The sequence below is a fragment of the Lysinibacillus sp. FSL H8-0500 genome (genome assembly GCF_038051955.1).
Taxonomy (GTDB): Bacteria; Bacillota; Bacilli; order Bacillales_A; family Planococcaceae; genus Lysinibacillus; species Lysinibacillus macroides.
Genome location: NZ_CP150292.1, coordinates 3,165,580 through 3,190,008, shown reverse-complemented (window position 1 = coordinate 3,190,008; position 24,429 = coordinate 3,165,580). Strand labels below are relative to the sequence as shown.

Below are 24,429 nucleotides of genomic sequence, written 5' to 3'. Positions count from 1 at the left end.
AAAGCAGAGAATTGTCATTTATCGAAATAATATGAGAATAAGAGAGCGAAAATATTTTTGACAACGCTATTTTGCACAGGCTATGGTAAAATAAAGGGATTGACAATGATACGAAAGGACGAACCCGAACATGACAGACCAATTCGATTTATTTGAGCTTAATAAGTTTTTTATACTCGGACGTCCAATCGTCTCTATTTTTCATAATGCCCAAAATATGTATTCCATTGTGCGCGTGAAAATTCAAGAGACAAACTTGCAATATGAAGATAAAGAAATTATTGTGGTTGGCTATTTTCCCCCGCTACAAATGGATGAGCAATATCGTTTTACAGGTAACTTAAAACAGCATCCAAAGTATGGTGTGCAATTTCAAATTGAGACATTTGCGAAGGAAGTACCAGCAACTGAACAAGGAATTATCCATTATTTATCGAGCGATTTATTTGTGGGCATTGGTAAAAAAACAGCCGAAACGATTGTTGATAAGCTTGGAGCGAATGCACTGAGACTGATTTTAGAGGATGCTGGTGCACTAGATATTGTGCCGCGCCTATCCGCAGATAAAAAAGAGATTATTCGTAGCACCATCGAACAAAATCTCGGCTTAGAGCGTGTAATGATTCAGCTTAATGAGTGGGGATTTGGCCCACAGCTTGGTATGAAAATTTATCAAACCTATCGTACAGAGGCGATAGAGCTGCTAATGGCAAATCCATACCGTCTTATTGAAGATATCGAAGGAATTGGTTTCTTTCGAGCAGATGAGTTAGGTGCCAAGTTAGGGATTACAGGTAATCATCCTGACCGTGTCAAGGCAGCTATTTTGCATATATTAAATACAGCGGCTTTATCGGATGGTCATGTGTATTTGGATGCAGAACATGTTTTACCACTTGTCAAGGATATGCTGGAGCAGAGTCAACAGCAGGAAATTCCGTTTGAGGCTATTTCACAGGCATGTATAGAGCTGCGAGAAGAAAGCAAGATTTGTGGTGAGGAAACAAGATTATATTTGCCTTCTCTGTATTTTTCAGAGATAGGTATTGCCTCTAAAATCGTAACCCTTATTGAACGGAATCGGGAGGCAGAGCATTTTAGTAAGGATGAAATTCGCAAAGCAATTGGTGAGACAGAGGAGCGACTGCATGTCACCTATGCAGAGACACAAGCGAATGCCATTGAGCAGGCTCTAAATTCAGCGGTCATGATTTTAACAGGTGGACCTGGTACTGGGAAAACAACGGTTGTACGTGGGATCGTTGAAGTCTATGCACAGCTTCATGGGTTATCATTAAATCCAAAAGAATATGCACAAAAAGAACAGCCTTTTCCCATTATTCTTTGTGCACCAACAGGGCGTGCTGCTAAACGCTTGGCTGAATCAACAGAGCTTCCTGCAATGACCATCCATCGTTTACTGGGCTTTACAGGACAAGAAAAAGAGGAAGAAACAGAGCGAGAAGTGACAGGGAAGCTCATTATTGTGGATGAGATGTCAATGGTTGATACATGGCTTGCCCATCAACTATTAAAGTCTTTACATGAGGATGTACAGGTAGTCTTTGTTGGCGACCAAGATCAGCTTCCTCCAGTAGGTCCAGGACAGGTACTAAAGGATTTATTGGCATCAAAACAGTTGCCAACTGTTGAATTAACGGATGTTTATAGACAAGCGGAAGGTTCAACGATTATCGAACTAGCCCATCAAATAAAAAAAGGAACGATTCCTAATAATTTAACGATGAAAACAACTGATCGTTCATTTATCAAAGCATCAGCCGATCAAGTGGCAAATGTAGTTACACAGGTGGTCAAGAGTGCTGTTGCAAAAGGACAAGAGATTCGCAATATCCAAGTGCTTGCGCCTATGTATAAAGGGCCGGCTGGTATTGACAATTTAAATAAAATGATTCAAGAGCTGATTAACCCTAATGATACAGGCACACGCAAAGAGCTTGTTTTTGGTGATACCACCTATCGCATCAAAGACAAAGTGCTACAACTTGTCAACCAGCCTGAAAGCAATGTTTTTAATGGGGACATGGGAGAAGTTGTTAGTATTATTAAGGCGAAGGAAACAATCGAAAAGCAGGATTTACTAGTTGTATCCTTCGATGGCATTGAGGTAACGTATCAACGTGGTGATCTCAATCAGCTAACACTTGCCTACTGCTGCTCTATTCATAAATCGCAGGGCTCTGAGTTTCAGACCGTGATTATGCCTGTTGTAAGAGGCTACTCGAAAATGCTACGACGCAATCTTTTATATACAGGCATTACACGAGCAAAAAATTTCTTGATTTTATGTGGCGAGGCAGATGTGTTGGCAGATGGCCTACAGCGTACAGATGATCTTCAACGTTTTACCTCCTTACGTGCACGACTAAATCCAATGGAGGTGGCTGAAGAGCTAGTAGAGGTAGAGGCAGTTTCTGTAGCAGATGGAGATCGTCAGGAGTCATTATCCACTGACTATAAGCTTACCGTAGAAACCGCACCTACTATTCATCCACTGATTGGTATGGATCATGTATCACCTTATGATTTTTTAGAAAACTAAAGCATTTTAAATGTGAACCCGATTAGGCCGTAGCTGATCGGGTTTTTGTCATAAGCCAGATGTCACCTACTATTTAGATATTTCATATACTACATGAGTACAAAAACATAGAGGTATTTAGGGGTGATAGCGTGCCAATTCGAACGGGACAGCAATATATTGATCGTATTGATGCTTTAAACACGTATATTTCGTTGGACGGGGAAGTCGTGAGAGGTAAGGTGTCAGAGCATCCTGCATTTAAGGGGGTTATGCAGAGTCAAGCAAAGCTCTTTGATTTACAGCATCACCAGGAGCTTCTTGAAACAATGACCTATGAATCGCCAACTAGTAAAGAGAGGGTGGGGGTATCCTTTCTTCAAGTGATAACGTCAGAGGACCTTGTGAAAAGGCGTTATGCTGCGCAAGAATGGGCTTTATCCTCTCATGGCTTTATGGGAAGAAGTCCTGATTATATGAATACAACATTAATGGCCTTAGCTTCAGCATCGGACTTTTTAAAAGATAAGCCAAACTGTTTTCCAGAGCATTTACTACAGTTTTATGATTATGCCCGTGAGCATGATTTAACAATGACACATACCTTTATAGAGCCTCAAGTAAATCGCAAGCGCTACTATATTGAGGATGAGGAAGTGACCATTGCTGCAAAAATTGTGGGAAAAACAAGTAAAGGGTTAATAATAAAAGGGGCAAGATTGCTTGCTACACAAGGAGGTATCACAGACGAGCTACTTGTGTTATCAACCAATGGCTATGATGAATGGAAGGCTTTTGGCTTTTCTATACCGAGTAATACAGCAGGTTTAAAGTTTTTGTGTCGACAATCCTTTGTTGGAGGAGATTCGACCTTTGATCATCCATTAAGTGCTCGTTTTGAAGAGATGGATACTATTGTTGTTTTTGACGATGTGATTGTCCCATGGGAACGCGTTTTTTATTATGAAAATGTGGATGTCGCGAATGATTTTATGAATGTTAGCGGCTTTCAGGCGTACACACTACACCAAGTGCTTTCTCGCCAAATTGCGAAAACAGAATTTGTGCTAGGAGTTGTACAGTCGATCGTTGACACCATTAATATTGGTGATTACCAGCATGTACAACAAAAAGTGGTTGATATTATCGTAACATTAGAAACAATGAAAGCATTGCTCTTAAAATCAGAAATCGAGGCACAGCGAGATCAATTTGGCTTTGTGAGACCAGATCTTTCCACATTACAGGTCGCTATTCAAATTTTTCCGAAAGTCTATCCGACCTTTACCGAAATTATTCAATTGCTTGGCGCGAGTGGCTTAATGTCCATCCCAAGTGCACAAGCCTTTGCTAAGGATGAGGGTGACCTTGCATACTACTTACAATCATTTCAAGATGGTGGGGAGGAACGTGTTCAAAAATTCCGCTTAGCTTGGGATTTAACAATGAGTAGCTTTGGTACAAGGCAAACATTGTATGAACGCTTTTTCTTTGGTGATCCTATTCGTTTATCGAGCATCCTGTACAAAAATTACGACAGAGGGCATTTAGTGAAGCGAGTAGAAAATTTTTTAGCGGATAATATGTAAGAGACGAATACGGACCATCCTCGATGAAGGGGATGGTTCGTGATTTAGCGAAAGGTGAAAGTACCATACAACAGCAGATGACAGCCAAAATAAACAATAGTCAGAAGTAGATAATAATTGATCCCTCTAATCTTTTGAGACTTTATTAAAACTGATTTTCTTCAGAGGGAATCCAGATATTAAGCTATTCTTATTGGCATATGTATGTTTAAGTAATATTATAATTTGTCGGTAAAAAAGATATTACTTTTAAATACTTATTATTATAAGGTAAAGGAATATAAACTGCAATGTTTTGACTGTTTAGATTTTTAAGAATATAATAAATTAGGACGGGCTTCTCAGTTATTAGTAGGATATTCAAAGTTGGTAGTTAAAATCTATGTAAAATGATTTTAATATTTTTAACGTAAGCGCTGTAGAAGAAAAATACTTCTTTCTATATAGCATCAAGCGTTGACACAATTCTCGTTCTTTTTTATAATGCACTGTAGAATAGTAAAAACGATGATGGAACAAGTACGTTTTTGTGCGTGTAGAAGAAAGGGATTTCTAGGCTGAAAAAATCCTCACAATCGCAACTACGGAAAGCTACTCCAGAGTGCAGCTAATCCCTGCCGTTCACTGACGTTACAAGTGCTAGAGAGGTAAGTGTTTTTACATGCTTACAACTAGGGTGGTACCGCGAGATTGTTACAAGTCCTCGTCCCTTTATTGGGATGAGGGCTTTTTTGCATGGCTATCGTATTTTTACAACACATTTTAGGAGGAATTTTTTACATGAAAGCAGCAGATATTCGTCGTATGTATTTAGAGTTCTTTAAAGAAAAAGGGCATCATCATGAGCCATCAGCACCACTTGTGCCTATTAATGATCCATCATTACTGTGGATTAATTCAGGTGTTGCTACATTAAAGCCGTATTTTGATGGACGTGTAATTCCTGATAATCCACGTATTACGAATGCACAAAAATCAATTCGTACCAATGACATTGAAAATGTAGGGAAAACAGCACGTCATCATACATTTTTTGAAATGCTAGGGAACTTTTCGATTGGTGATTACTTCAAAAAAGAAGCCATTCACTACGCTTGGGAGTTTTTAACGGATAAAAAATGGATGGGCTTTGATCCAGAGCTATTATCTATTACAATTCATCCTGAGGATCAGGAAGCCTATGATGTTTGGCATCAGGAAATTGGACTTCCAGAAGAGCGTTTAATTCGTTTGGAAGGGAATTTCTGGGATATAGGTGAGGGCCCATCTGGTCCAAACTCGGAGATTTTTTATGATCGTGGCGAAGAATATGGTTCGGATGAAAATGATCCAGAAATGTATCCTGGAGGAGAAAATGAACGTTATCTTGAGGTTTGGAACTTAGTGTTCTCGCAATTTAACCACAATCCTGATGGTACGTATACACCACTACCAAAGCAAAATATTGATACAGGTATGGGCTTAGAGCGTATCGTATCCGTTGTGCAAAATGTACCAACAAATTTTGATACTGATTTATTTATGCCGATTATTGAAAAAATCGAGGAATTTGCTAACCGCAAATATAAACGTCCTGGTGAGGTAGATTTACATGAAATCTTCGGCTCAGAGGAAGATATTAATACACCATTTAAAGTCATTGCAGACCATATTCGTACAGTAGCATTTGCGATTGGGGATGGCGCACTTCCATCAAATGAAGGCCGTGGCTATGTATTGCGCCGCTTACTACGTCGTGCTGTTCGTTATGCGAAGCAAATTGGTATCGAGAAACCATTTATGTTTGAACTAGTACCAACTGTGGGTAAAATTATGGAAGACTTCTATCCAGAGGTAACGGAAAAATGCGAATTTATTCAACGTGTCATTAAAAATGAAGAAATTCGCTTCCATGAAACATTAGACGGTGGTCTGGCTATCTTTAACGAGGTAGTTGAATCACAAAAAGAGGCTGATCATGATTATATTCCAGGGGCAGATGCCTTCCGTTTATACGATACGTACGGCTTCCCAATCGAATTAACAGAGGAATATGCAGAAGAAGTAGGCATGAAGGTTGACCATGAAGGCTTTGAGGCAGCGATGGAGGAACAACGTGAACGTGCGCGTGCAGCTCGTCAAGATGTGGATTCGATGCAAGTACAAAATGAAGTATTAGCGAATTTAACGGTTGCCAGTGAATTTGTTGGCTTTGATACATTAACAGCAGACACGGAAATTGTAGCGTTGATTGTGGAGGGTCAAGTAGCAAAAGTTGCTGCAGAAGGTCAAGAAGCGCTTGTCATGTTAGCAACAACACCATTTTACGCTGAAATGGGTGGACAAATTGCTGATAGTGGTACTATTTCGAATGATAGCTTTACAGCAGTTGTCAAAGATGTACAAAAAGCACCAAATGGACAACCGCTTCATACTGTAGTTGTTGAATCTGGTGAAATGCATGTGGAAGATGCAGTCACAGCCGTTGTCAATCGTGATGACCGCAATTTAGTTATTAAAAACCATACAGCGACACATATTATGCAACGCGCATTAAAAGATGTGCTAGGTGACCACGTTAACCAAGCTGGTTCATATGTAGGACCTGATCGTTTACGTTTTGACTTCTCCCATTTTGGGCAAGTAACAAAAGAGGAATTACAGCAAATTGAACGTATTGTCAATGAAAAAGTGTGGGATGATATAGAGGTCGTAATTGAAGAAATGGGTATTGATGAAGCAAAAGCGAAGGGTGCAATGGCATTATTCGGTGAAAAATATGGCGATATTGTACGCGTTGTGTCCGTTGGAGAGTATTCAATCGAACTATGTGGTGGTATTCATGTCAAACGTTCTTCTGAAATTGGCTTTTTTAAAATTGTGTCAGAGGGTGGCATTGGTGCAGGTACACGCCGTATCGAAGCGGTAACTGGTAAGGTGGCTTATGAAACAATAAAAGAGGAGGAGGCTTTACTAAATGATGCCGCAGCATTATTAAAAGCAAATCCGAAAGATATTGTGACGAAAGTACAGGCATTACAAACTGACTATAAAGATTTACAACGTGAAAATGAAGCACTATCTCAAAAAATTGCCAATGCTCAAGCTGGCGCAATTATTGATGCAGCCCAAACATTTGGTGATGTGACAGTGCTCGCTACAAAGGTAGAAGCGAAGGATAATAATCAATTGCGTCAAATGATGGATGATTTAAAAGCAAAAATGCCAAAGGCTGTGATTGTTCTTGGTGCGGTTGATAGTGACAAAGTGATGCTATGTGCAGGAGTGTCAAAAGATTTAGTTGGTGGCAATTATCATGCAGGAAATATTGTGAAAATGGTGGCTGAAAGCTGTGGTGGTAAAGGCGGTGGTCGTCCAGATATGGCGATGGCAGGCGCTAAAGATGCATCAAAACTTGATGAAGCATTACTTTCTGTGTATGATTATGTTAAATCCATTTAATTAATTCACCAAAACATGTTATAATAAAGAGAAATTGGAGATGAGCTTGTTCGCACATCTCCTTATTTCTGAAAGCGAGGTGCTGGTCATGAGTTCATTTGATCAAACGATGAAATTTAATTTTCCAGAAGAATCAATGGAACAGGAAGTCAAGCAGGTAATGTTGAAAGTACATTCTTCATTAGAGGAAAAGGGATATAACCCTATCAATCAGATTGTTGGTTACTTACTTTCTGGTGATCCGGCGTATATTCCTCGCCATCAGGATGCTCGTAACTTAATTCGCAAGCTTGAACGTGACGAAATTCTTGAAGAGCTTGTTAAATTTTATATTAAAAAGAATAACGAGGACTAGAAATGAGAATTATGGGATTAGACGTTGGGTCAAAAACCGTTGGCGTTGCTGTAAGTGATGCGCTTGGTTGGACTGCTCAAGGTATTGAAACCGTAAAAATTGATGAAGCTAACGGAGAGTTCGGCATTGACCGCATCGCCGAGCTAGTAAAGGAATATGCTATAACAGAATTTGTTGTAGGATTCCCAAAAAACATGAATAATACGGTAGGACCGCGTGGTGAAGCATCCGAGAACTATAAAAAGTTGTTGGAAGAAACATTTTCACTACCGGTTAAGCTATGGGATGAACGTTTAACAACGATGGCAGCAGAACGTATGCTGATCGAGGCGGACGTGAGTCGCAAAAAGCGCAAGCAGGTTATTGATAAAATGGCAGCTGTGATGATTTTACAAGGCTACTTAGATAGCAAAAATTAATTGATGAGGTGACAATACATGGCGCACGAGCATAACCATGAAGAAGAATTACATGTTCAACACATTACAGTGATTGACGAGAACGGAAACGAGCAGCTTTGTGAAGTGATTCACGTTCATGAATCCCCAGAGTTTAGTAAATCATATGTATTTTACTCAATGGTAGGCGCAGAAGAAGATGAGGATGGCTCAGTTGAAATTTTTGTTTCTTCATTTGTACCATCTGAAAATGGTGAAGATGGTGAATTAACACCAATCGAAACTGAAGCAGAGTGGGATATGGTAGAGGACGTTTTAAACGCTTTAGAGGATGAATACGAAGACTAATCTTCTAACTCAAAGCTTGGAACAAGGATCGCAGCTTGCAGTCCTTGTTCCTTTTTTAGTTTCTGCTCAATGCTGGTATAAGAGTGATCAAAAAAAGAAGAGTTCGCTCAATGATGGTATAAGAGTGATCAAAAAAAGAAGAAATCGCTCAATAATGGTGTAAGAGTGATCAAAAAAAGAGAATCTGCTCAATAATAGCATAAAAGAGACGTAGCGGCTCAATAATTATTATAGAAGGAGAAATTTATATGAATGAAGAAATACAAGAATTTATAATGGTTGGAGAAGATGGTCTGGAGCAACATTGTCGTGTGGTGCTGACATTTGATGCTGAGGAAAAATCATATGTCTTATTCTCAATTTTGGATGAACATGGTGAAGAAATTCCAGGAGATCTTTCCGCTATGACATTTGAGTATGATGACAATAGTGGGGAAATGATAAATTTACAGCCTGTTGAAACAGACTTAGAGTGGGAAATGATTAATGAGGTAGTGTTAGCACTTCTCGATGAATTTGAGGAAGAGCCCCAGTTAATTACTGTGATAGATGAAGAGGGCAGAGATCAAATTTGTGAGGTGATTCATACGTTTTCATCTGAACAATTTGGCAAATCGTATGTTTTATATGTGCCTGCAACGGATGAGCCGATGGAAGAACGTGAGATCTTTGCTGCACAATATATCGCTGGCACGAATGGGCATATTGAAGAGCTATTGCCGATTGAGTCGGATGAAGAGTGGGAATTTGTTGCAGAAGTAGTAAACACTTTATAGCTTGAACAATTTCTATAGAAATTAAAAAATCTGCTAACGAAAGTTGTTGGCAGATTTTTTTACATATGTAATTTCTCCTGAATTGTCGATTTCTGTTTGTCGTGAAAGTTGATTTCTAGTATGATATTGGATAGTGATAGGGGGGAAACCCGTGGATAACGGTTCAAAAAAACAAGAAATGTTTGCAAAAATGCAAGAAAAAAAATCTGAGGTAAAAATTGTGAGAAAAATCGTTGCAATTACTGCTATTGTCTTTGTGCTGATTATAGGAATCGGTGGCTTAATTGGCTACAATTATGTCAAAGGTGCATTAAAGCCGCTAGATCCTGATGCCACAAAAACAATTGCAGTTGAAGTACCAATCGGTTCTGGTTTAAGCTCTATTTCCACGCTATTAGAGGAAAAAGGTGTTATTAAGGATGCGCGTGTCTTTAAATATTATGCAAAATTTAAAAATGAATCACAATTCCAAGCAGGGAATTATGATTTAACACAAGCAATGACATTTGATGAGCTCATTGAAAGTCTGAAAACAGGGAAGGTATATCGTAAGCCTGTCTTTACGATGACAATTCCTGAAGGCTTAACACTTGAACAAATTGGACAAATTATTGAAAAGAAAACGCCATATACACAGCAGGAATTTATGGATTTAGTGACAAGTGATACATTTGTTCAACAAATGATGGCCAATTACCCTGAACTTGTGACCGAGGCTGTGTTAGCTGACAACATTCGCTATGATTTAGAGGGCTATTTATACCCAGCAACCTACCCCTATTATGAAGAAAAGCCATCTTTAGAGGGGATTGTAGAGGAAATGATAGCGGCTATGAATAATGTGGTGAAAAATTACAGTGATGTTTTAGCAGAAAAACAAATGTCTGTGCATCAGCTATTAACATTTGCTTCATTACTGGAAGAAGAGGCGACTGCTCAAACAGATCGAGAAACAATCGCGAGCGTCTTCTATAACCGAATAAATACAGATATGCCATTACAAACAGATCCTACGGTTTTATATGCACTTGGTGATCATAAAGACCGCGTCCTATATGAAGATTTAGAAGTGGATAATGCCTACAACACTTATAAAAATAAAGGCTTACCACCCGGTCCTATAGCAGGCGCTGGTAAAACGTCGATCGAGGCAACATTAAACCCAAGCGAAACAGAGTACTTCTACTTCTTGGCAGATAAAGAGGGTGTCAACCACTTCTCCAAAACTTATGATGAGCATTTACAGAAGGTCGAAAAATATTTACGTCAGGCAGAGTAAGCATAAACGTATAGCACGAAAATAGAAGGAAAGAAAAATAGCTTTCCTTCTATTTTCGTGCTATTATAAAGTGTGATTTTTGGTCAATCCGCATTCTATGTGAAATAAATATGCGTGGTGGCAATTGTTTAAGCACATTTAAAACAATTGCTTATTTTTGTATGAGTAAGTACCAAGACTTTATGTTTGGTCTTTTTCTTTTTGTTAAATGATGAAGCACAGACAACGGCAAAGCGCACGTTGCCTTTTAAATGAGGGTGAAACAATGGAATTATCAGATGAATATATACAATCATTTATACAGCCACGTAATGCATTGCTTTTAGAAATGGAAGCATATGCGGAAGAGAATCATGTACCAATTATGCAGCTAGCAGCGATTGATGCATTAAATCAGCTACTACGTATTCAAAATCCGTCAAAAATTTTAGAGATCGGCACGGCAATTGGATATTCAGCGATCAGAATGGCAGAGGCATTGCCACATGTACAAATTGTTACAATTGAGCGTGATACAGAGCGTGTAACAGCAGCAAAGGCTTATATTGAACGTTCAACTGTAGCAGATCGCATTACGGTCATTGAAGGAGACGCGTTAGAGGTGGATGATCAAGTCATTCACACAACATTTGATGCTGTTTTTATTGATGCCGCAAAGGGACAATATCAGCGCTTTTTTGAAAAATATGCGCCTCTCGTAGCATCAGGTGGTGTGCTGTATATTGATAATATGTATATGCATGGCTTGTCAGATTTAGATTTAAAGGATGTGCCACGTCGTAAGCGTACAATGATTCGCAATTTAAAAAACTTCACGGATTGGATTATGCAGCACCCCGATTATACAAGTGCTTTTTTACCAGTCGGTGATGGTTTATTACTATGTTTGAAGAGGTGACTACTATGAAAAAACCAGAATTGCTTGTGACACCACAATCAATAAAACATATAAAAGCACTTTTAAATGCTGGAGCAGATGCTTTTGTTATTGGTGAACAACAATTTGGTCTACGTCTAGCAGGAGAATTCTCTGTTGATGAAGTGGAAGAAGCAACAAAGCTTATTCACGCAGCAGGTAAAAAAGTGTATGTGGCAGTCAATGCCCTATTCCATAATGAGAAACTAGAAGCACTTGCTAACTATTTACAAGAAATGCAGCGTATTGGTGTGGATCGTTTAATTTACGGTGATCCAGCCGTCCTCATACTTCGTCGTGAGCAAGGTGTTACCATTCCATTGCATTGGAATCCAGAGACAATTGCTACAAACTGGTTTACAGCTAATTATTGGGGTAAACGTGGTGCTACGCGTGCCATCTTAGCTCGTGAGCTTTCACTGGAGGAAGTATTAGAAATTAAGGAAAATGCGGAAGTTGAAATTGAAGTACAAGTACATGGGATGACATGTATGTTCCAATCAAAACGTCCATTACTAGGTCATTATTTCTTATACCGAGATAAAGTCATGGAAATTGAGAATCGCCAGGAACATCGCAATATGTTCCTGCATGATGATGAGCGCAATAATAAATATCCAATCTATGAGGATGCCAATGGTACACATATTTTTAGCCCAAATGATATGTGCGTGATTGATGAGCTTGGCGAATTATTTGAGGGTGGCATTGATGCGCTAAAAATCGAAGGCGTTTTACAAACACCAGAATATGTGGTCACAGTAACAGAAGCTTATCGTCAAGCTATTGATACTTATTTTGATGAGTCAGAAGAAGCCTATGAAGACATAAAAGATGATTTATTAGCTAAAATTGAAGCGATTCAGCCAGCGATTAGACCATTAGATACAGGCTTTATTTTTAAGGAAACAGTTTACTAGGAGGGGCAATACCATGGCATTAGCATTAGCACAAAATGACAAAATCCGTGACATTGTCGACGGTAAACGTGTCATTACAAAAAAACCAGAGCTACTTGCCCCAGCAGGTAGCTTAGAAAAATTAAAAATAGCAGTTCATTATGGAGCAGATGCCGTTTTTATTGGTGGACAAGAGTTTGGTTTACGCTCTAACGCAGATAATTTTACGATTGAAGAGATGCGTGAAGGTGTGGAATTTGCCAATCGATATGGTGCAAAAATTTATGTCACAACAAATATTTTTGCTCATAATGAGAATATGGCGGGCTTAGAGGATTACTTAAAGGACATTGAATCTGCAGGTGTAACAGGTATTATTGTAGCAGACCCATTAATTATCGAAACATGCCGTACAGCAGCACCTAAGCTTGAAATTCACCTTTCCACACAGCAATCACTATCCAACTGGAAGGCTGTGCAGTATTGGAAGGAAGAAGGCTTACATCGTGTTGTATTAGCACGTGAGGTAGGCGGCGAAGAAATGAAGCTAATGAAGGAAAAGGTTGATATTGAAATCGAGGCCTTCGTTCATGGCGCTATGTGTATCGCCTATTCTGGTCGCTGTGTATTGTCTAATCATATGACGGCTCGTGACTCTAATCGTGGTGGATGCTGCCAATCATGTCGTTGGGACTATGATTTATATGAGCTGGAAGATGGCGAAGAAAAAGCACTGTTTGATGATCATCATGCACCTTTTGCAATGAGTCCAAAAGATTTAAAATTAATTGAAGCGATTCCTCATATGATTGAGCTTGGCATTGATTCGTTAAAAATTGAAGGTCGCATGAAATCGATTCACTATGTCGCAACAGTGGTTTCTGTCTATCGTAAAGTGATTGATGCCTATTGTGCTGATCCTGATCATTTTAAAATCAAACGCGAATGGCTGGAGGAGCTAGATAAATGTGCTAACCGTGATACAGCGGAAGCATTCTTCCATGATGCCCCTGGCGTTGAGGAGCAAATGTTTGGGGTACATGGCCGTAAAACAACCTATGAATTTGCGGGTCTTATTTTAGAGCATGATCCAGAAACAAAAATAGTGACGATGCAACAACGTAATTATTTTAAACCTGGTGACGAAGTAGAGTTCTTTGGTCCTGAAATTGAGAATTTCCGTTTAACAATGGGCGAAATTTGGGACGAGGATGGCAATAGCCTAGATGCAGCTCGCCACCCATTACAAATTGTTAAATTTAAATGTGATACCCCATTAAAGCCGCATAACATGATGCGAAAGGAGAATAACTAAATGGCAGTGAAGCGTCCTGTTGTTATTGGTATTGCAGGTGGTTCATGCTCAGGTAAAACGAGTGTGACACATGCCATTTACGATGTTTTCCGTAAGCATTCAGTGGTTGTCATTGAACAAGATTTTTATTATAAAGATCAGAGTCATTTAACATTTGAAGAGCGTTTAGGCACAAACTATGATCATCCATTAGCGTTTGATAATGATTTATTAATTGACCATATAAAAAAATTATTAGCGCGTCAGTCAATAGAGAAGCCTGTCTATGACTATGTACAGCATACAAGAGCGCAGGAAGTTATTCATGTTGAGCCAGTAGATGTTATTATTCTGGAAGGTATTCTTGTGCTGGAGGATGCAGGTTTACGAGATTTAATGGATATTAAATTATTCGTGGATACGGATGCGGATTTACGTATTATTCGTCGACTGCTACGTGATATTAAAGAGCGTGGCCGTACAACAGATTCAGTGATTGAGCAGTATTTATCGGCAGTACGACCTATGCATAATTTATTTATTGAACCAACGAAACGTTATGCTGATATTATTATTCCTGAAGGCGGGGATAATGAGGTTGCGATTGATTTAATGGTAACGAAAATTAAAACTATTCTTGAAACCAGCAACGTATTGTAATAAGATAGAGTGGTATTGACAATATTTTCATGCATATTTGAAAAAACGATGCATACTATTAGGTCAAAGCGTAATTTGAAAACGTTTAAAAATAATAAAATTCGATTAAATGCTTCTTTCCAACATTTAGTCGAGTTTTATGTTTTTATATTGAAGAAATAAGGAGTGAAGGACTTTGGCAAACGAAAAACAGTACCCGATGACAGCTGAGGGGAAACGTAAATTAGAAGAAGAATTAGTGAAATTAGAAACAGAAACACGTAAAGAGATCGTGGAACGCATTAAAATAGCACGTGATTTTGGTGATCTTTCGGAAAACGCTGAGTATGATTCAGCAAAAGAAGAACAGGCTTTTTTAGAAGGACGTATCTCTACGCTAAAATCAATGATTCGTAATGCGGTTATTATTTCTGAGGATGAAACAGATAATAGTGTTGTATCATTAGGGAAAACGGTTACATTTGTTGAAATTATTAATGGTAAACCATCTACAGAGGAAGAATCGTATACAATTGTAGGCTCAGCTGAGGCAGACCCTATGGAATTCCGTATTTCAAATGAATCACCAATTGCTAAAGGTCTACTTGGCCGTGGTGAAGGTGAAGAAGTAGCGATCCAAACACCTGGTGGCGAAATGAAAGTGAAAATTCTTTCTATTAAATAACAGATAGGTGTACAAGCAGCTGGTCTTTCTATCAAAAAAAGACCAGCTGCTTTTTATTTGCTTAAATTTGGCAGAATAGAAATTATGGGTATAATTATTTTGCAAGTGCTGTCGAACTTGATAGAATATTGGCTAGAGAGGGGGAGAGTTTATGAGTGAACGACAAACTCGCAGTAGTCGTCATTTGCAGCCATCTCGTAATAAAAAGCTAGATAAACTATTGAATGTTTTAATTGGTATTGTGGTCGTACTGATTATACTAACAGCAACTTATGTGTTTAAATGGCAAGATGATGCAGAGCAAGCAGTGAAAGACGAACCAGTCCAAGAGGAAAAGAACGATGACAAAGAGGCTGACAAAGACAGTGAGAAAGAGCCTATTCAAGAGGATGAGCAAGAACATGCGATAGATGAGGAAGCCCCAGAAGAAGCAGAACCAGAAGTATCGCAGGAGGAGCAAAATACCCTAGAAGAATCAACATCCAACGATCCAATCGTTGATAAGGTAATTACAAGCAAAAATTGGCAGCCAACACCGACAACACAAACAGGGCAACATGTGTCTTCTTATGATGATAAATCTGTAGACTGGGCTGAAAAGGTAGCCACTGTAACAAATGCTACGGGAATTGATGAAAGCAATATGACTATTTGGCGTATGCAAAATAACGGTAGCTCTAATTCAACGCTCGCTGTTGTTTCAACGAATGATAAATCTCAAATGTATCGTGTCAGCATGGAATGGGTGGATAATGAAGGCTGGATACCTGTAAAGCTCGAGCAACTCAATACATTAGAAGGCTCCTATTGACGAAAATCACTCTTTTGATTATTTTTAATAGAGTTGATAAAGAAGGGAAGTAACAAGACATGAAAATAGCAGTCATTGGTGCAATGGAAGAAGAAGTGGAGCTACTACGTGCAGCATTAAACGATGCGCAAAGTACAACAATTGCAGGTAGCGAATATACAACAGGCACATATGAGGGTAAGGAAATCGTCTTATTAAAAAGCGGTATTGGTAAAGTGAATGCTGCTATGTCCACAACGATTCTTTTACATGAATTTCAGCCTGATGTTGTGATCAATACAGGCTCTGCGGGCGGATATGATGAACATCTCGAGGTTGGTGCAGTTGTTATTTCTGATGAAGTACGACACCATGATGTAGATGTCACAATATTTGGCTATGAAATCGGTCAAATGGCAGGTATGCCAGCAGCCTATAAATCAGATGAGAGATTAATGAAGGTAGCTGAGGAGGCTGTTAAGGCTGTAGGCGAGCATCAGTATGGGATTGGCTTAATTTGCTCAGGGGATACGTTTATGAATGATCCTGTGCATGTAGAAACTGTACGTCATCATTTCCCTCAAATGAAGGCTGTTGAGATGGAAGCGGCTGCGGTTGCACAAGTATGCTATCAATTTGCCACACCCTTTGTTGTGATTCGTGCGTTATCGGATATTGCAGGGAAGGAATCCAATATTAGCTTTGATGAGTTTTTACCAATTGCCGCCAAGCATTCAACACAGGTCGTATTAAAGGCGATTACTTCTTTATAAATAAACTACACAAAATAGTCAAAATGTGTTGTTCTCGATGTGAGAAAAATCACAGTTCAGCTGAGCTATACATGCTACACTAATAGCAATGAATCTCTTTCTTTATGGGAGGTAGTTATTATGCTATTTTTAACAGCAGGTGTTGTGATTATCACCACTTTAATTGGTTCGCTAATTTCAGTAGAATTATTAGAATCATAGCAGGAAAAGCTCCCTTGTGACACGTTGGAATGTCGCAGGGGGCTTTTTTATGACTATTCAATCGCTTTTTGGTCTCGTTTGTATAATTGATAGAGTTTAATAAGCGCACGTTTTTCAATACGAGATACATAACTGCGGGAAATATTTAAACGGGCTGCAATTTCCTTTTGTGTGAGCGCATCCTGCTGATTTAAACCATAACGAAGTGTGACAATTTCGAGTTCACGTTCATCAAGCATATGCAAATAGTGATAAAGCTGTGCAACGTGTTCTTTATGCTCTAGCTTCTCTGTTGCACTTTCTTCATCACATTGTAGTAAATCCCGAATTTGCAGTGCATTGCCATCTTTATCTGTGCCGATTGGCTCAAACAGCGAAACATCTTTTTGTACTTTTTTCTGTGTTCGCAGATGCATTAATATTTCATTTTCAATACAGCGTGCAGCGTATGTGGCAAGCCTTGTTTTTTTGTCAGGCGTATAGCTTTCTACAGCTTTCATAAGCCCAATTGTACCAATCGAAATATAGTCATCCAGCTGCTCATGCTTTGGATGGAATTTTTTTACGACATGTGCAACAAGCCTCATATTACGTTCTATTAGGTCAAGCCGCGCCTGCTCATCGCCCCCTAAAAATCGCTCAATACAAGCAGCTTCCTCTTCTTTTGAAAAGGGTTTATGAAATGTTTGCCCCTTTAAATAGCCAAGTAATACAGGAAGCTCAAACCATAACTGCAACATAGATGAAAAAATTCCGCTCATTGAATGATGTCATCCTTTCCCCATTTTTCGACAGTATATGTTTAAAAGCTGTGGGAAATGAAAAAAGTGCAACAGCAAATGTGCTGTTACACTTTTTTTAGTGTAAATGTACTGATCATCAGTAAAGCTAAAATGGGAAAAAGGAAAAGATAAAATGCCGGATGGAACGTATTAGTCGCAAAATACGTTAAAGTTAAGAACGTACCTGCAGCGGTAATTGGTAAGCCTGTGAAATAGCCATTCGCTTCACTAATATTAAAGCGAGCTAAACGCATCGCACCACAAACAATAAATAATACGGTCATCATCATGCCGACAAAACCAAAATCAACTAGAACAACTTCATACATTAATAATGCAGGCGCCACACCAAATGATATAATATCACTCATAGAATCTAATTGTTTACCTAACTCAGACACTTGTCCGAGCGCTCTCGCTACCTTACCATCGTAGCGATCAAGAAGAGCTGCTATAAAGATAAACAAGGCACTATAGCTATAATATTCATGTAGAGTGGCCATAATAGCCGCGCCTCCAAAGGACATATTACTAATTGTGATGAAGTTAGCTGCGTGCGATTTCATTTTCTTAACCGTGGTATCCACCAACTTGTGATAAAAAAACAAGGGGGATCACTCCTTTGACTTAAGATATTATACCATTATACTTCGAATGCAAAAAAATTGACAGTCTAAATTAATGGATAGGGGTTTTACTGTATGAAAGAAAAATTATACCAAAGCTTAATAGAACTAACGAATGGTAAGCAATCCTCTCATCTTTTGCAAACTATTGCAAAAGCGAAGTGGAGTAAACGTATTATACCAAGCTATATGAAACTATACGATATTAACCTTGAAGAAGTTTCAAAAAAACCACAGCAATTTTCATGTTTACATGATTTTTTTACAAGGGAGCTACTGGAGGATGCTCGGCCGATTGAAAAAAATCCTCTGACTTATGCCAGTCCTGTCGATGCCAAAGTAGAATCCTTTGGACGAATTGAGTGGGATATGACATTTCTTGTGAAAGGTAAGCCTTATGCCCTGCAAGATTTACTTGGCAATCCAGAGCGAGCTACACAATATATAGATGGTCATTTTATTGTGTTTTATTTAAGTCCTGCCGATTATCATCGCATTCACAGCCCAATTGATGGAGAGGTTGTACGTCAATATACACTAGGCCAAAAATCTTATCCTGTGAATCAATTAGGTCTTACATACGGTAAAAAACCAATTTCTCATAATTACCGTTTAGTAACAGAGTTGAAGGCTGCGAATAATCAGCAGGTTGCATTTATAAAAGTAGGTGCAACCTTTGTCAACTCTATAGTTCTTACCAATACAACATCCAAATGGCAGAAGGGGCAGGAGGTTGGTTATTTTTCATTTGGCTCAACAGTTGTGATGCTATTTGAAAAAGATGCGATTGAGTTTACAGACAATGTTGTGCAAGGAAGCCCAATTCGAATGGGTGAAGCCTTTGCAAATATGCTATAATGGTCGAATAATACGTTAAGATTAGGGGTCGCTATTTTGTACAATTTTTTATTACCAAATGAATTTGTCACAAACATTTTTGAAATTACACCAGAAAAGCTTCAAGAATTAGGGATTAGGGGCATCATTACGGACTTAGACAATACGCTTGTAGAATGGGATCGTGCAGATGCAACAGAAGAGCTGACGATCTGGTTACGCATTATGAAAGAATCAGGTATTCGTGTTATTATTGCATCAAATAATAATGAAGCACGTGTGAAACATTTTGCTGAGCCCTTAGGCATCCCATATATTCATAAAGCAAAAAAGCCGCTTCGCAATGCTTTTTATAGCGCACTGATTCAATTAGGCTTGCGTCCTAAGGAAGTCGTGATGGTAGGCGATCAGCTTCTAACAGATGTCATGGGCGCTAATCGCTTAGGACTATATACCGTGTTAGTGAAGCCTGTTGCCCAATCAGATGGGCTTGTGACAAAATTTAACCGTTTCATTGAACGTCGCGTGTTTAATGATTTAAAACGAAAAGGAATAATAACTTGGGAGGAACAAGAATGATTGAAATGCCAAATTGTATTGGCTGTGGTACAACAATTCAAACAGAGGATCAAACAGCAGTTGGGTATGCACCCCCATCATCATTAGAAAAGGATGTGGTCATTTGCCAGCGCTGCTTCCGTTTGAAAAATTATAATGAAATTCAACCAGTATCATTAACAGATGATGACTTTTTACGTATTTTAAATGGTCTTGGTACACAGCAAGGCTTAATCGTAAAAATTGTTGATATTTTTGATTTTAATGGAAGCTGGCTACCTGGACTTCACCGTTTTGTCGGTAAAAATCCTGTTTTATTAATTGCCAATAAAGCCGATTTATTGCCAAAGTCAGTAAAGCCGAAAAAGGTGATTAATTGGCTGAAGCGTGAAGCAAAGGCGCTAGGGCTCCAACCAGTAGATGTCCTCTTAGTCAGTGCCCATAAAGGCAAAGGAATGGCTGAAGCAATGGAAGCCATTGACGAATACCGCCAAGGACACAATGTCTATGTGGTTGGCTGTACAAATGTTGGGAAATCCACATTTATTAATCGCATTATTAAGCAGGCTACAGGTGAGGGTGAAGTGATTACAACATCGCATTTTCCAGGCACAACTTTAGATATGATTGAGATCCCATTGGATGATGGTAGTGCATTATATGACACACCTGGTATTATTAATCACCATCAAATGGCCCATCATATTGATGCTAGTGAATTAAAATATATTATGCCGAAAAAAGAGATCAAGCCAAAGGTCTACCAGCAAAATGCAGGACAAACCTTATTTATTGGTGCATTGGCGAGATTTGATTTTATTCAGGGGGACCGTTCTGCCTTTACGATTCATGTGGCAAACGACCTACCCATTCATCGTACAAAGCTTGAGAAAGCAGATACATTGTATGTAGAGCATAAAGGAGAGTTGCTAGCACCGCCAACAGCGGACTTTATCGACCAGCTACCACCATTGGTTCGTCATGAGTTCTCTATAAAAGAGGCTAAAACAGATGTTGTATTCTCTGGGCTAGGCTGGATTACTATTCAGCATGCCAATGTTGTTGTGGCGGCATATGCGCCAAAGGGTGTCCAGGTGTCCATTCGTCCTTCACTTATTTAGAGAGAAAAGGGGCTAGAACATGAAGAAATGGTTTGCGGTTATTGGTGATCCGATTGAACATTCTAAATCACCAGCTATGCACAATGCTTGGTTTGAGGAGATGGGTATTGACGCAACATATATTCCTATCCATGTAACTTCTCACCAGCTAGCATCAGCCGTTGCGGGTTTAAAAACATTAGGAGCAAACGGCTGGAATGTAACAATCCCTCATAAAACAGCGATTATTCCCTATTTAGATGAGCTGGATGAGCTGGCTCAAAAAATGGGTGCTGTTAATACAGTAGTGCGTACACAAGAGGGCAAGCTGAAAGGCTATAATACAGATGGTATAGGCTTTGTACGTTCATTGGAGGACGCTGTTGGCACAGACCATAAAAATAGGTCAGTGCTGCTTGTTGGTGCTGGTGGTGCTGCGCGTGGCATTGCCTTTGCGATGCAGCAGCAAGGCTATTGCGATTTAACGATTGCCAATCGTACGGTGGCAAATGCCCAAGCGATTGTGGACGAGATGGGGATGGGGCGCGCAATGTCATTGCAAGAGGCGGAAGAAACATTAGCTGATTTCAGCATTATTGTGCAAATGACATCGGCTGGTCTTGCTACGGGCAATTTTTCAATGCCATTTTCATTAGATCGGCTTACATCAGAAGCAATTGTTGCAGATATTGTGTATAATCCATTAATGACGCCTTTTTTACAGGCTGCTGAAGAACAAGGAGCAACGATTGTCACAGGCTTAGGGATGTTTGTGCATCAAGGAGCGATTGCTTTTGAGCATTGGCTAGGAAGCTATCCAAATACAAATTCAATGATTGCGCAGCTAAAGGCGCAATTGGGAGGAAACTAATTTTTATGTTAACAGGTAAACAAAAACGTTTTTTACGTGCAGAGGCACACCATTTAGCACCTATTTTCCAAGTGGGAAAAGGTGGCGTTAATGAAGAAATGACAAAGCAAATTCGTGAGGCATTAGAAGCACGAGAACTGATTAAAGTGCGTATTTTAGATAACTGTGAAGAGGATAAACATGATGTTGCACAAGCACTGGCAAAAGGCGCACATGCAGAGCTTGTACAACTCATTGGTCTAACAGTTGTTTTATATAAAGAATCACGCAATCATAAAAAGATTGTCTTACCAAAAACAGCGAAGTAAGGTGAAACGATGAAACGAGTCGGTTTATTAGGGGGCACATTTAATCCACCACATATAGGGCATTTAATAATGGCAAATGAAGTTTATCATGCACTAGCGCTTGATGAAATCCGCTTTATGCCTAATGCCATACCACCTCATAAGCATGCGCGTTTTGATGCCAGCAATGCCGAACGACTTGAAATGGTGAGGCGTGCGATTCATCCATTTCCTCATTTTTCAATAGAGTCGTATGAGGTGGAGAAGGGTGGCGTATCCTATTCTTATGAGACGCTTTCAGCATTGTGCAGCCGAGAACCAAATGTGCAGTTTTACTTTATTATCGGTGGCGATATGATTGATTCGCTACATACATGGCATTGTATTGATGATTTAGTAAAACTTGTACAGTTTGTCGGAGTAAAGCGTCCAGGAACAGCGGCGACAACAGAGTACCCTATAAATATGGTGGAAGTACCTCAAATCGATTTATCATCCACACTGATTCGTCAACGTCTTGCAACTGGAGGAACGGTGACATTTTTACTACCAGAGGCGGTAGAGACGTTCATACGAGAGGAAGGTCTTTATGGAACGCGAGCAGTATTTAGCGGCGATTAAGCCACGAATGCCTGAAAAACGTTATATTCATACAATCGGTGTAATGGAAACAGCCATCGTCTTAGCACAAAAGTATGGCGAGGATATGAAAAAGGCTGAAACAGCAGCAATCCTCCATGATATTGCGAAATATGCAGACATTGAATGGATGGAGCGTATCGTTCGTAATGAAAATTTAGATTCAAGACTCATTGGTTGGGGTAGTGAATTACTACATGGTCCAGTCGGTGCCTATATAGCACAAAGTGAGTTTGGCATCACAGATGTGGAACTCTTGAATGCTATTCGTTTCCATACAACAGGACGCGCTGGTATGAGCCGTTTAGAAAAAATTGTTTTTGTCGCAGATATGATTGAACCGAATCGTCGATTTGATGGTGTGGATCGCCTGCGAAAAAAGGCGCAAAAAAATTTGGATAAGGCGATGAGTGCATGTGTGCGCCATACATTGGCATTTTTAATTGACACAAAGCAGCCAATTTATCCTTTATCAATAGAATGTTATAACGATATGATGAACAGAGAGGATAGTGAAGGATGACTTCAACTTTATTACAAGCAGCGTACAAAGCAATCGACGACAAACATGGTGAGGATATCGTCGTATTAAATATGCAAGGAATTTCTCTTTTAGCGGATTATTTTATCATTGCACATGGTAATTCAGATCGCCAAGTGCAAGCAATTGCTCGCGAGTTACAGGATGTAGCCGAACAACAGGGCTATGAAATTCGTCGTGTAGAGGGCTTTGATGCAGCTAGATGGGTTCTTGTAGACTTAGGTGATGTAGTGGCACATATATTCCATAAGGATGAGCGTGCTTATTATAATTTAGAGCGTCTTTGGGGCGATGCACCACAACTAGACGTACCAGAGGCTTAAGTGAGTAGCTATGAACGCTTTGCCTATGTCTATGATGAGCTACAAGTAGATATTCCTTACGATCGTTATGTAGATTGGGTTGTACAAAATGCACCAAGCAACCAATATCCAACATTATTAGATATTGGTTGTGGTACAGGTGTACTGAGCATGCTACTTGCACAGGCTGGCTATCAGGTTAGCGGTATTGATTTATCAGAGGAGATGTTGTCCATTGCAGCAGAGCGCTTTGCTGATGCAGGATACCCTGCGCCATTGTATTGTATGTCAATGGATGAGCTAGAGGGCTTTGAGGCATTGGATGTTGTGACAATTGCGATTGACTCTCTGAACTATATTGTGGAGGAGCAAGCGGTTTATGCAACCCTCGAACGTATTTACCATGCTTTACGAGATGGTGGTCAGCTATTTTTTGATGTTCATTCATTATTTAAAATGTCTGCGATTTTTTTAGAGGGGCCATTTACGTATGATGATGGTGATATTAGCTACATATGGCATACAGAGCCTGGTGACTACGAGCATTCTATTATCCATCAAATGACCTTTTATGTGCGCGAGTCTACCAGCGATTTGTATGAGCGCTTTGATGAAGAGCATATGCAACGTACATTCTCCATCGAACAATATATGACCTGGCTTCGTGCAATCGGCTTTAGCGATGTGGAAGTAACAGCCGATTTCCATGAGGAAGCCCCTAAGGATAATAGCGAGCGCATTTTTATTCACGCAGTAAAATAATGAGAGAAGCAGCCACACTGGTGATGGGACAGTGTGGTTTTTTGCTTTGTTGGTGAATAGAGAATTCCACGTGACGGATAGCACATTTAAACTGATGCATCAACAAGCAAAAGTTGCGGAAAGCATGGCAAAAATAAAAGATAGCAAATTCGCTCAACAAATACTATCATGACATCTTTTCAACAAACACATGATCGTG

Annotated in this window: 26 protein-coding genes and 1 other annotated feature; of the genes, 24 read left to right on the top strand and 2 right to left on the bottom strand. The window is 39.4% G+C overall.

Translation table 11 applies throughout. The features are described 5' to 3' along the window. Window positions 1-130 precede the first annotated feature (130 nt). The 15 genes from MHB44_RS15230 (at window position 131) to mtnN (ending at window position 16,724) form a co-directional block, all read left to right on the top strand. Window positions 131-2,563 carry an ATP-dependent RecD-like DNA helicase gene (locus tag MHB44_RS15230; protein ID WP_341299867.1) on the top strand — a complete coding sequence of 811 codons (2,433 nt, stop codon included), beginning with the start codon at window positions 131-133 and terminating at the stop codon, window positions 2,561-2,563. Between the two features lie 131 nt (window positions 2,564-2,694). Next, window positions 2,695-4,131 (top strand): 4-hydroxyphenylacetate 3-monooxygenase, oxygenase component, encoded by a 1,437-nt coding sequence (hpaB, locus tag MHB44_RS15225; RefSeq protein WP_341299866.1) that lies wholly within the window; start codon window positions 2,695-2,697, stop codon window positions 4,129-4,131. A gap of 498 nt (window positions 4,132-4,629) precedes the next feature. Then, window positions 4,630-4,845 (top strand) — a binding site (T-box leader). A 66-nt stretch (window positions 4,846-4,911) separates the two neighbouring features. Then, window positions 4,912-7,572: an alanine--tRNA ligase gene (gene alaS, locus MHB44_RS15220; RefSeq protein WP_341299865.1), complete on the top strand. Its 2,661-nt coding sequence runs from the start codon at window positions 4,912-4,914 to the stop codon at window positions 7,570-7,572. An 88-nt stretch (window positions 7,573-7,660) separates the two neighbouring features. Further along, on the top strand, window positions 7,661-7,927 hold the full coding sequence (locus tag MHB44_RS15215; RefSeq protein WP_004226839.1) for an IreB family regulatory phosphoprotein: 267 nt from the start codon (window positions 7,661-7,663) through the stop codon (window positions 7,925-7,927). Window positions 7,928-7,929: 2 nt separating this feature from the next. Continuing rightward, the gene (gene ruvX, locus MHB44_RS15210) at window positions 7,930-8,346 is read left to right on the top strand and encodes a Holliday junction resolvase RuvX (protein WP_025114357.1); all 417 of its coding nucleotides are present in this window, start codon (window positions 7,930-7,932) and stop codon (window positions 8,344-8,346) included. 18 nt (window positions 8,347-8,364) lie between these two features. After that, window positions 8,365-8,673 (top strand): DUF1292 domain-containing protein, encoded by a 309-nt coding sequence (locus MHB44_RS15205; protein WP_341299864.1) that lies wholly within the window; start codon window positions 8,365-8,367, stop codon window positions 8,671-8,673. A 248-nt stretch (window positions 8,674-8,921) separates the two neighbouring features. Next, window positions 8,922-9,449 carry a DUF1292 domain-containing protein gene (locus MHB44_RS15200; RefSeq protein ID WP_341299863.1) on the top strand — a complete coding sequence of 176 codons (528 nt, stop codon included), beginning with the start codon at window positions 8,922-8,924 and terminating at the stop codon, window positions 9,447-9,449. Between the two features lie 151 nt (window positions 9,450-9,600). Then, window positions 9,601-10,728: an endolytic transglycosylase MltG gene (mltG, locus tag MHB44_RS15195; protein WP_341299862.1), complete on the top strand. Its 1,128-nt coding sequence runs from the start codon at window positions 9,601-9,603 to the stop codon at window positions 10,726-10,728. Between the two features lie 265 nt (window positions 10,729-10,993). Further along, on the top strand, window positions 10,994-11,626 hold the full coding sequence (locus tag MHB44_RS15190; protein ID WP_341299861.1) for an O-methyltransferase: 633 nt from the start codon (window positions 10,994-10,996) through the stop codon (window positions 11,624-11,626). 5 nt (window positions 11,627-11,631) lie between these two features. Then, window positions 11,632-12,564: a peptidase U32 family protein gene (locus tag MHB44_RS15185; RefSeq protein WP_341299860.1), complete on the top strand. Its 933-nt coding sequence runs from the start codon at window positions 11,632-11,634 to the stop codon at window positions 12,562-12,564. A 13-nt stretch (window positions 12,565-12,577) separates the two neighbouring features. Next, window positions 12,578-13,858, top strand: coding sequence for a U32 family peptidase (locus MHB44_RS15180; protein ID WP_341299859.1), 1,281 nt, complete (start codon window positions 12,578-12,580; stop codon window positions 13,856-13,858). Beyond that, entirely contained in the window at window positions 13,859-14,497 is a 639-nt protein-coding gene (udk, locus tag MHB44_RS15175) for a uridine kinase (RefSeq protein ID WP_341299858.1), read from the top strand. A 175-nt stretch (window positions 14,498-14,672) separates the two neighbouring features. Further along, window positions 14,673-15,161, top strand: coding sequence for a transcription elongation factor GreA (gene greA / locus MHB44_RS15170; RefSeq protein WP_053996239.1), 489 nt, complete (start codon window positions 14,673-14,675; stop codon window positions 15,159-15,161). A 151-nt stretch (window positions 15,162-15,312) separates the two neighbouring features. Beyond that, window positions 15,313-15,972, top strand: coding sequence for a YrrS family protein (locus MHB44_RS15165; protein ID WP_341299857.1), 660 nt, complete (start codon window positions 15,313-15,315; stop codon window positions 15,970-15,972). Between the two features lie 59 nt (window positions 15,973-16,031). Further along, window positions 16,032-16,724 carry a 5'-methylthioadenosine/S-adenosylhomocysteine nucleosidase gene (gene mtnN, locus MHB44_RS15160; RefSeq protein WP_341299856.1) on the top strand — a complete coding sequence of 231 codons (693 nt, stop codon included), beginning with the start codon at window positions 16,032-16,034 and terminating at the stop codon, window positions 16,722-16,724. 254 nt (window positions 16,725-16,978) lie between these two features. On the opposite strand, the gene sigK is transcribed toward mtnN, so the two are convergent. Next, the gene (gene sigK / locus MHB44_RS15155) at window positions 16,979-17,686 is read right to left on the bottom strand and encodes an RNA polymerase sporulation sigma factor SigK (RefSeq protein WP_341299855.1); all 708 of its coding nucleotides are present in this window, start codon (window positions 17,684-17,686) and stop codon (window positions 16,979-16,981) included. Between the two features lie 86 nt (window positions 17,687-17,772). Next, window positions 17,773-18,273: a CDP-diacylglycerol--serine O-phosphatidyltransferase gene (pssA, locus tag MHB44_RS15150; RefSeq protein WP_341302984.1), complete on the bottom strand. Its 501-nt coding sequence runs from the start codon at window positions 18,271-18,273 to the stop codon at window positions 17,773-17,775. Window positions 18,274-18,408: 135 nt separating this feature from the next. On the opposite strand from pssA, the gene MHB44_RS15145 reads away from it, so the two are divergent. From MHB44_RS15145 to MHB44_RS15105, 9 genes are read left to right on the top strand one after another with little or no spacing between them, the layout of a single operon-like run. Continuing rightward, window positions 18,409-19,191, top strand: coding sequence for a phosphatidylserine decarboxylase (locus MHB44_RS15145; RefSeq protein ID WP_341299854.1), 783 nt, complete (start codon window positions 18,409-18,411; stop codon window positions 19,189-19,191). A 36-nt stretch (window positions 19,192-19,227) separates the two neighbouring features. Then, window positions 19,228-19,749, top strand: coding sequence for a YqeG family HAD IIIA-type phosphatase (locus MHB44_RS15140; RefSeq protein ID WP_341299853.1), 522 nt, complete (start codon window positions 19,228-19,230; stop codon window positions 19,747-19,749). Continuing rightward, complete coding sequence (yqeH, locus tag MHB44_RS15135) at window positions 19,746-20,849, top strand: ribosome biogenesis GTPase YqeH (protein WP_341299852.1); 1,104 nt, start codon at window positions 19,746-19,748, stop codon at window positions 20,847-20,849. The genes MHB44_RS15140 and yqeH overlap by 4 nt, the downstream gene beginning before the upstream one ends. A 19-nt stretch (window positions 20,850-20,868) precedes the next feature. After that, the gene (aroE, locus tag MHB44_RS15130; protein ID WP_341299851.1) at window positions 20,869-21,699 is read left to right on the top strand and encodes a shikimate dehydrogenase; all 831 of its coding nucleotides are present in this window, start codon (window positions 20,869-20,871) and stop codon (window positions 21,697-21,699) included. 5 nt (window positions 21,700-21,704) lie between these two features. After that, entirely contained in the window at window positions 21,705-22,007 is a 303-nt protein-coding gene (gene yhbY / locus MHB44_RS15125) for a ribosome assembly RNA-binding protein YhbY (protein WP_341299850.1), read from the top strand. 9 nt (window positions 22,008-22,016) lie between these two features. Further along, window positions 22,017-22,607 carry a nicotinate-nucleotide adenylyltransferase gene (locus MHB44_RS15120; protein WP_341299849.1) on the top strand — a complete coding sequence of 197 codons (591 nt, stop codon included), beginning with the start codon at window positions 22,017-22,019 and terminating at the stop codon, window positions 22,605-22,607. Further along, complete coding sequence (gene yqeK, locus MHB44_RS15115) at window positions 22,576-23,148, top strand: bis(5'-nucleosyl)-tetraphosphatase (symmetrical) YqeK (protein ID WP_341299848.1); 573 nt, start codon at window positions 22,576-22,578, stop codon at window positions 23,146-23,148. Before MHB44_RS15120 ends, yqeK begins: the two co-directional genes overlap by 32 nt. Next, window positions 23,145-23,489, top strand: a complete 345-nt coding sequence (gene rsfS, locus MHB44_RS15110; protein ID WP_053996228.1) for a ribosome silencing factor — start codon at window positions 23,145-23,147, stop codon at window positions 23,487-23,489. Before yqeK ends, rsfS begins: the two co-directional genes overlap by 4 nt. Next, a complete protein-coding gene (locus MHB44_RS15105; RefSeq protein ID WP_341299847.1) occupies window positions 23,490-24,230 on the top strand; it encodes a class I SAM-dependent methyltransferase in 741 nt (246 codons plus the stop codon). It begins immediately after the preceding gene. Window positions 24,231-24,429 lie beyond the last annotated feature (199 nt).

Bases quoted from the DNA above. Each gene is read 5' to 3' on its own strand.
- yqeK (WP_341299848.1), top strand. From the start codon at position 22,576: ATGGAACGCGAGCAGTATTTAGCGGCGATTAAGCCACGAATGCCTGAA.
- ruvX (WP_025114357.1), top strand. From the start codon at position 7,930: ATGAGAATTATGGGATTAGACGTTGGGTCAAAAACCGTTGGCGTTGCT.
- sigK (WP_341299855.1), bottom strand. From the start codon at position 17,686: ATGAGCGGAATTTTTTCATCTATGTTGCAGTTATGGTTTGAGCTTCCT.
- MHB44_RS15215 (WP_004226839.1), top strand. From the start codon at position 7,661: ATGAGTTCATTTGATCAAACGATGAAATTTAATTTTCCAGAAGAATCA.
- MHB44_RS15165 (WP_341299857.1), top strand. From the start codon at position 15,313: ATGAGTGAACGACAAACTCGCAGTAGTCGTCATTTGCAGCCATCTCGT.
- MHB44_RS15185 (WP_341299860.1), top strand. From the start codon at position 11,632: ATGAAAAAACCAGAATTGCTTGTGACACCACAATCAATAAAACATATA.
- MHB44_RS15200 (WP_341299863.1), top strand. From the start codon at position 8,922: ATGAATGAAGAAATACAAGAATTTATAATGGTTGGAGAAGATGGTCTG.
- MHB44_RS15180 (WP_341299859.1), top strand. From the start codon at position 12,578: ATGGCATTAGCATTAGCACAAAATGACAAAATCCGTGACATTGTCGAC.
- yhbY (WP_341299850.1), top strand. From the start codon at position 21,705: ATGTTAACAGGTAAACAAAAACGTTTTTTACGTGCAGAGGCACACCAT.
- udk (WP_341299858.1), top strand. From the start codon at position 13,859: ATGGCAGTGAAGCGTCCTGTTGTTATTGGTATTGCAGGTGGTTCATGC.
- rsfS (WP_053996228.1), top strand. From the start codon at position 23,145: ATGACTTCAACTTTATTACAAGCAGCGTACAAAGCAATCGACGACAAA.
- yqeH (WP_341299852.1), top strand. From the start codon at position 19,746: ATGATTGAAATGCCAAATTGTATTGGCTGTGGTACAACAATTCAAACA.
- MHB44_RS15145 (WP_341299854.1), top strand. From the start codon at position 18,409: ATGAAAGAAAAATTATACCAAAGCTTAATAGAACTAACGAATGGTAAG.
- pssA (WP_341302984.1), bottom strand. From the start codon at position 18,273: ATGAAATCGCACGCAGCTAACTTCATCACAATTAGTAATATGTCCTTT.
- MHB44_RS15190 (WP_341299861.1), top strand. From the start codon at position 10,994: ATGGAATTATCAGATGAATATATACAATCATTTATACAGCCACGTAAT.
- alaS (WP_341299865.1), top strand. From the start codon at position 4,912: ATGAAAGCAGCAGATATTCGTCGTATGTATTTAGAGTTCTTTAAAGAA.
- mtnN (WP_341299856.1), top strand. From the start codon at position 16,032: ATGAAAATAGCAGTCATTGGTGCAATGGAAGAAGAAGTGGAGCTACTA.
- aroE (WP_341299851.1), top strand. From the start codon at position 20,869: ATGAAGAAATGGTTTGCGGTTATTGGTGATCCGATTGAACATTCTAAA.
- MHB44_RS15230 (WP_341299867.1), top strand. From the start codon at position 131: ATGACAGACCAATTCGATTTATTTGAGCTTAATAAGTTTTTTATACTC.
- MHB44_RS15120 (WP_341299849.1), top strand. From the start codon at position 22,017: ATGAAACGAGTCGGTTTATTAGGGGGCACATTTAATCCACCACATATA.
- MHB44_RS15205 (WP_341299864.1), top strand. From the start codon at position 8,365: ATGGCGCACGAGCATAACCATGAAGAAGAATTACATGTTCAACACATT.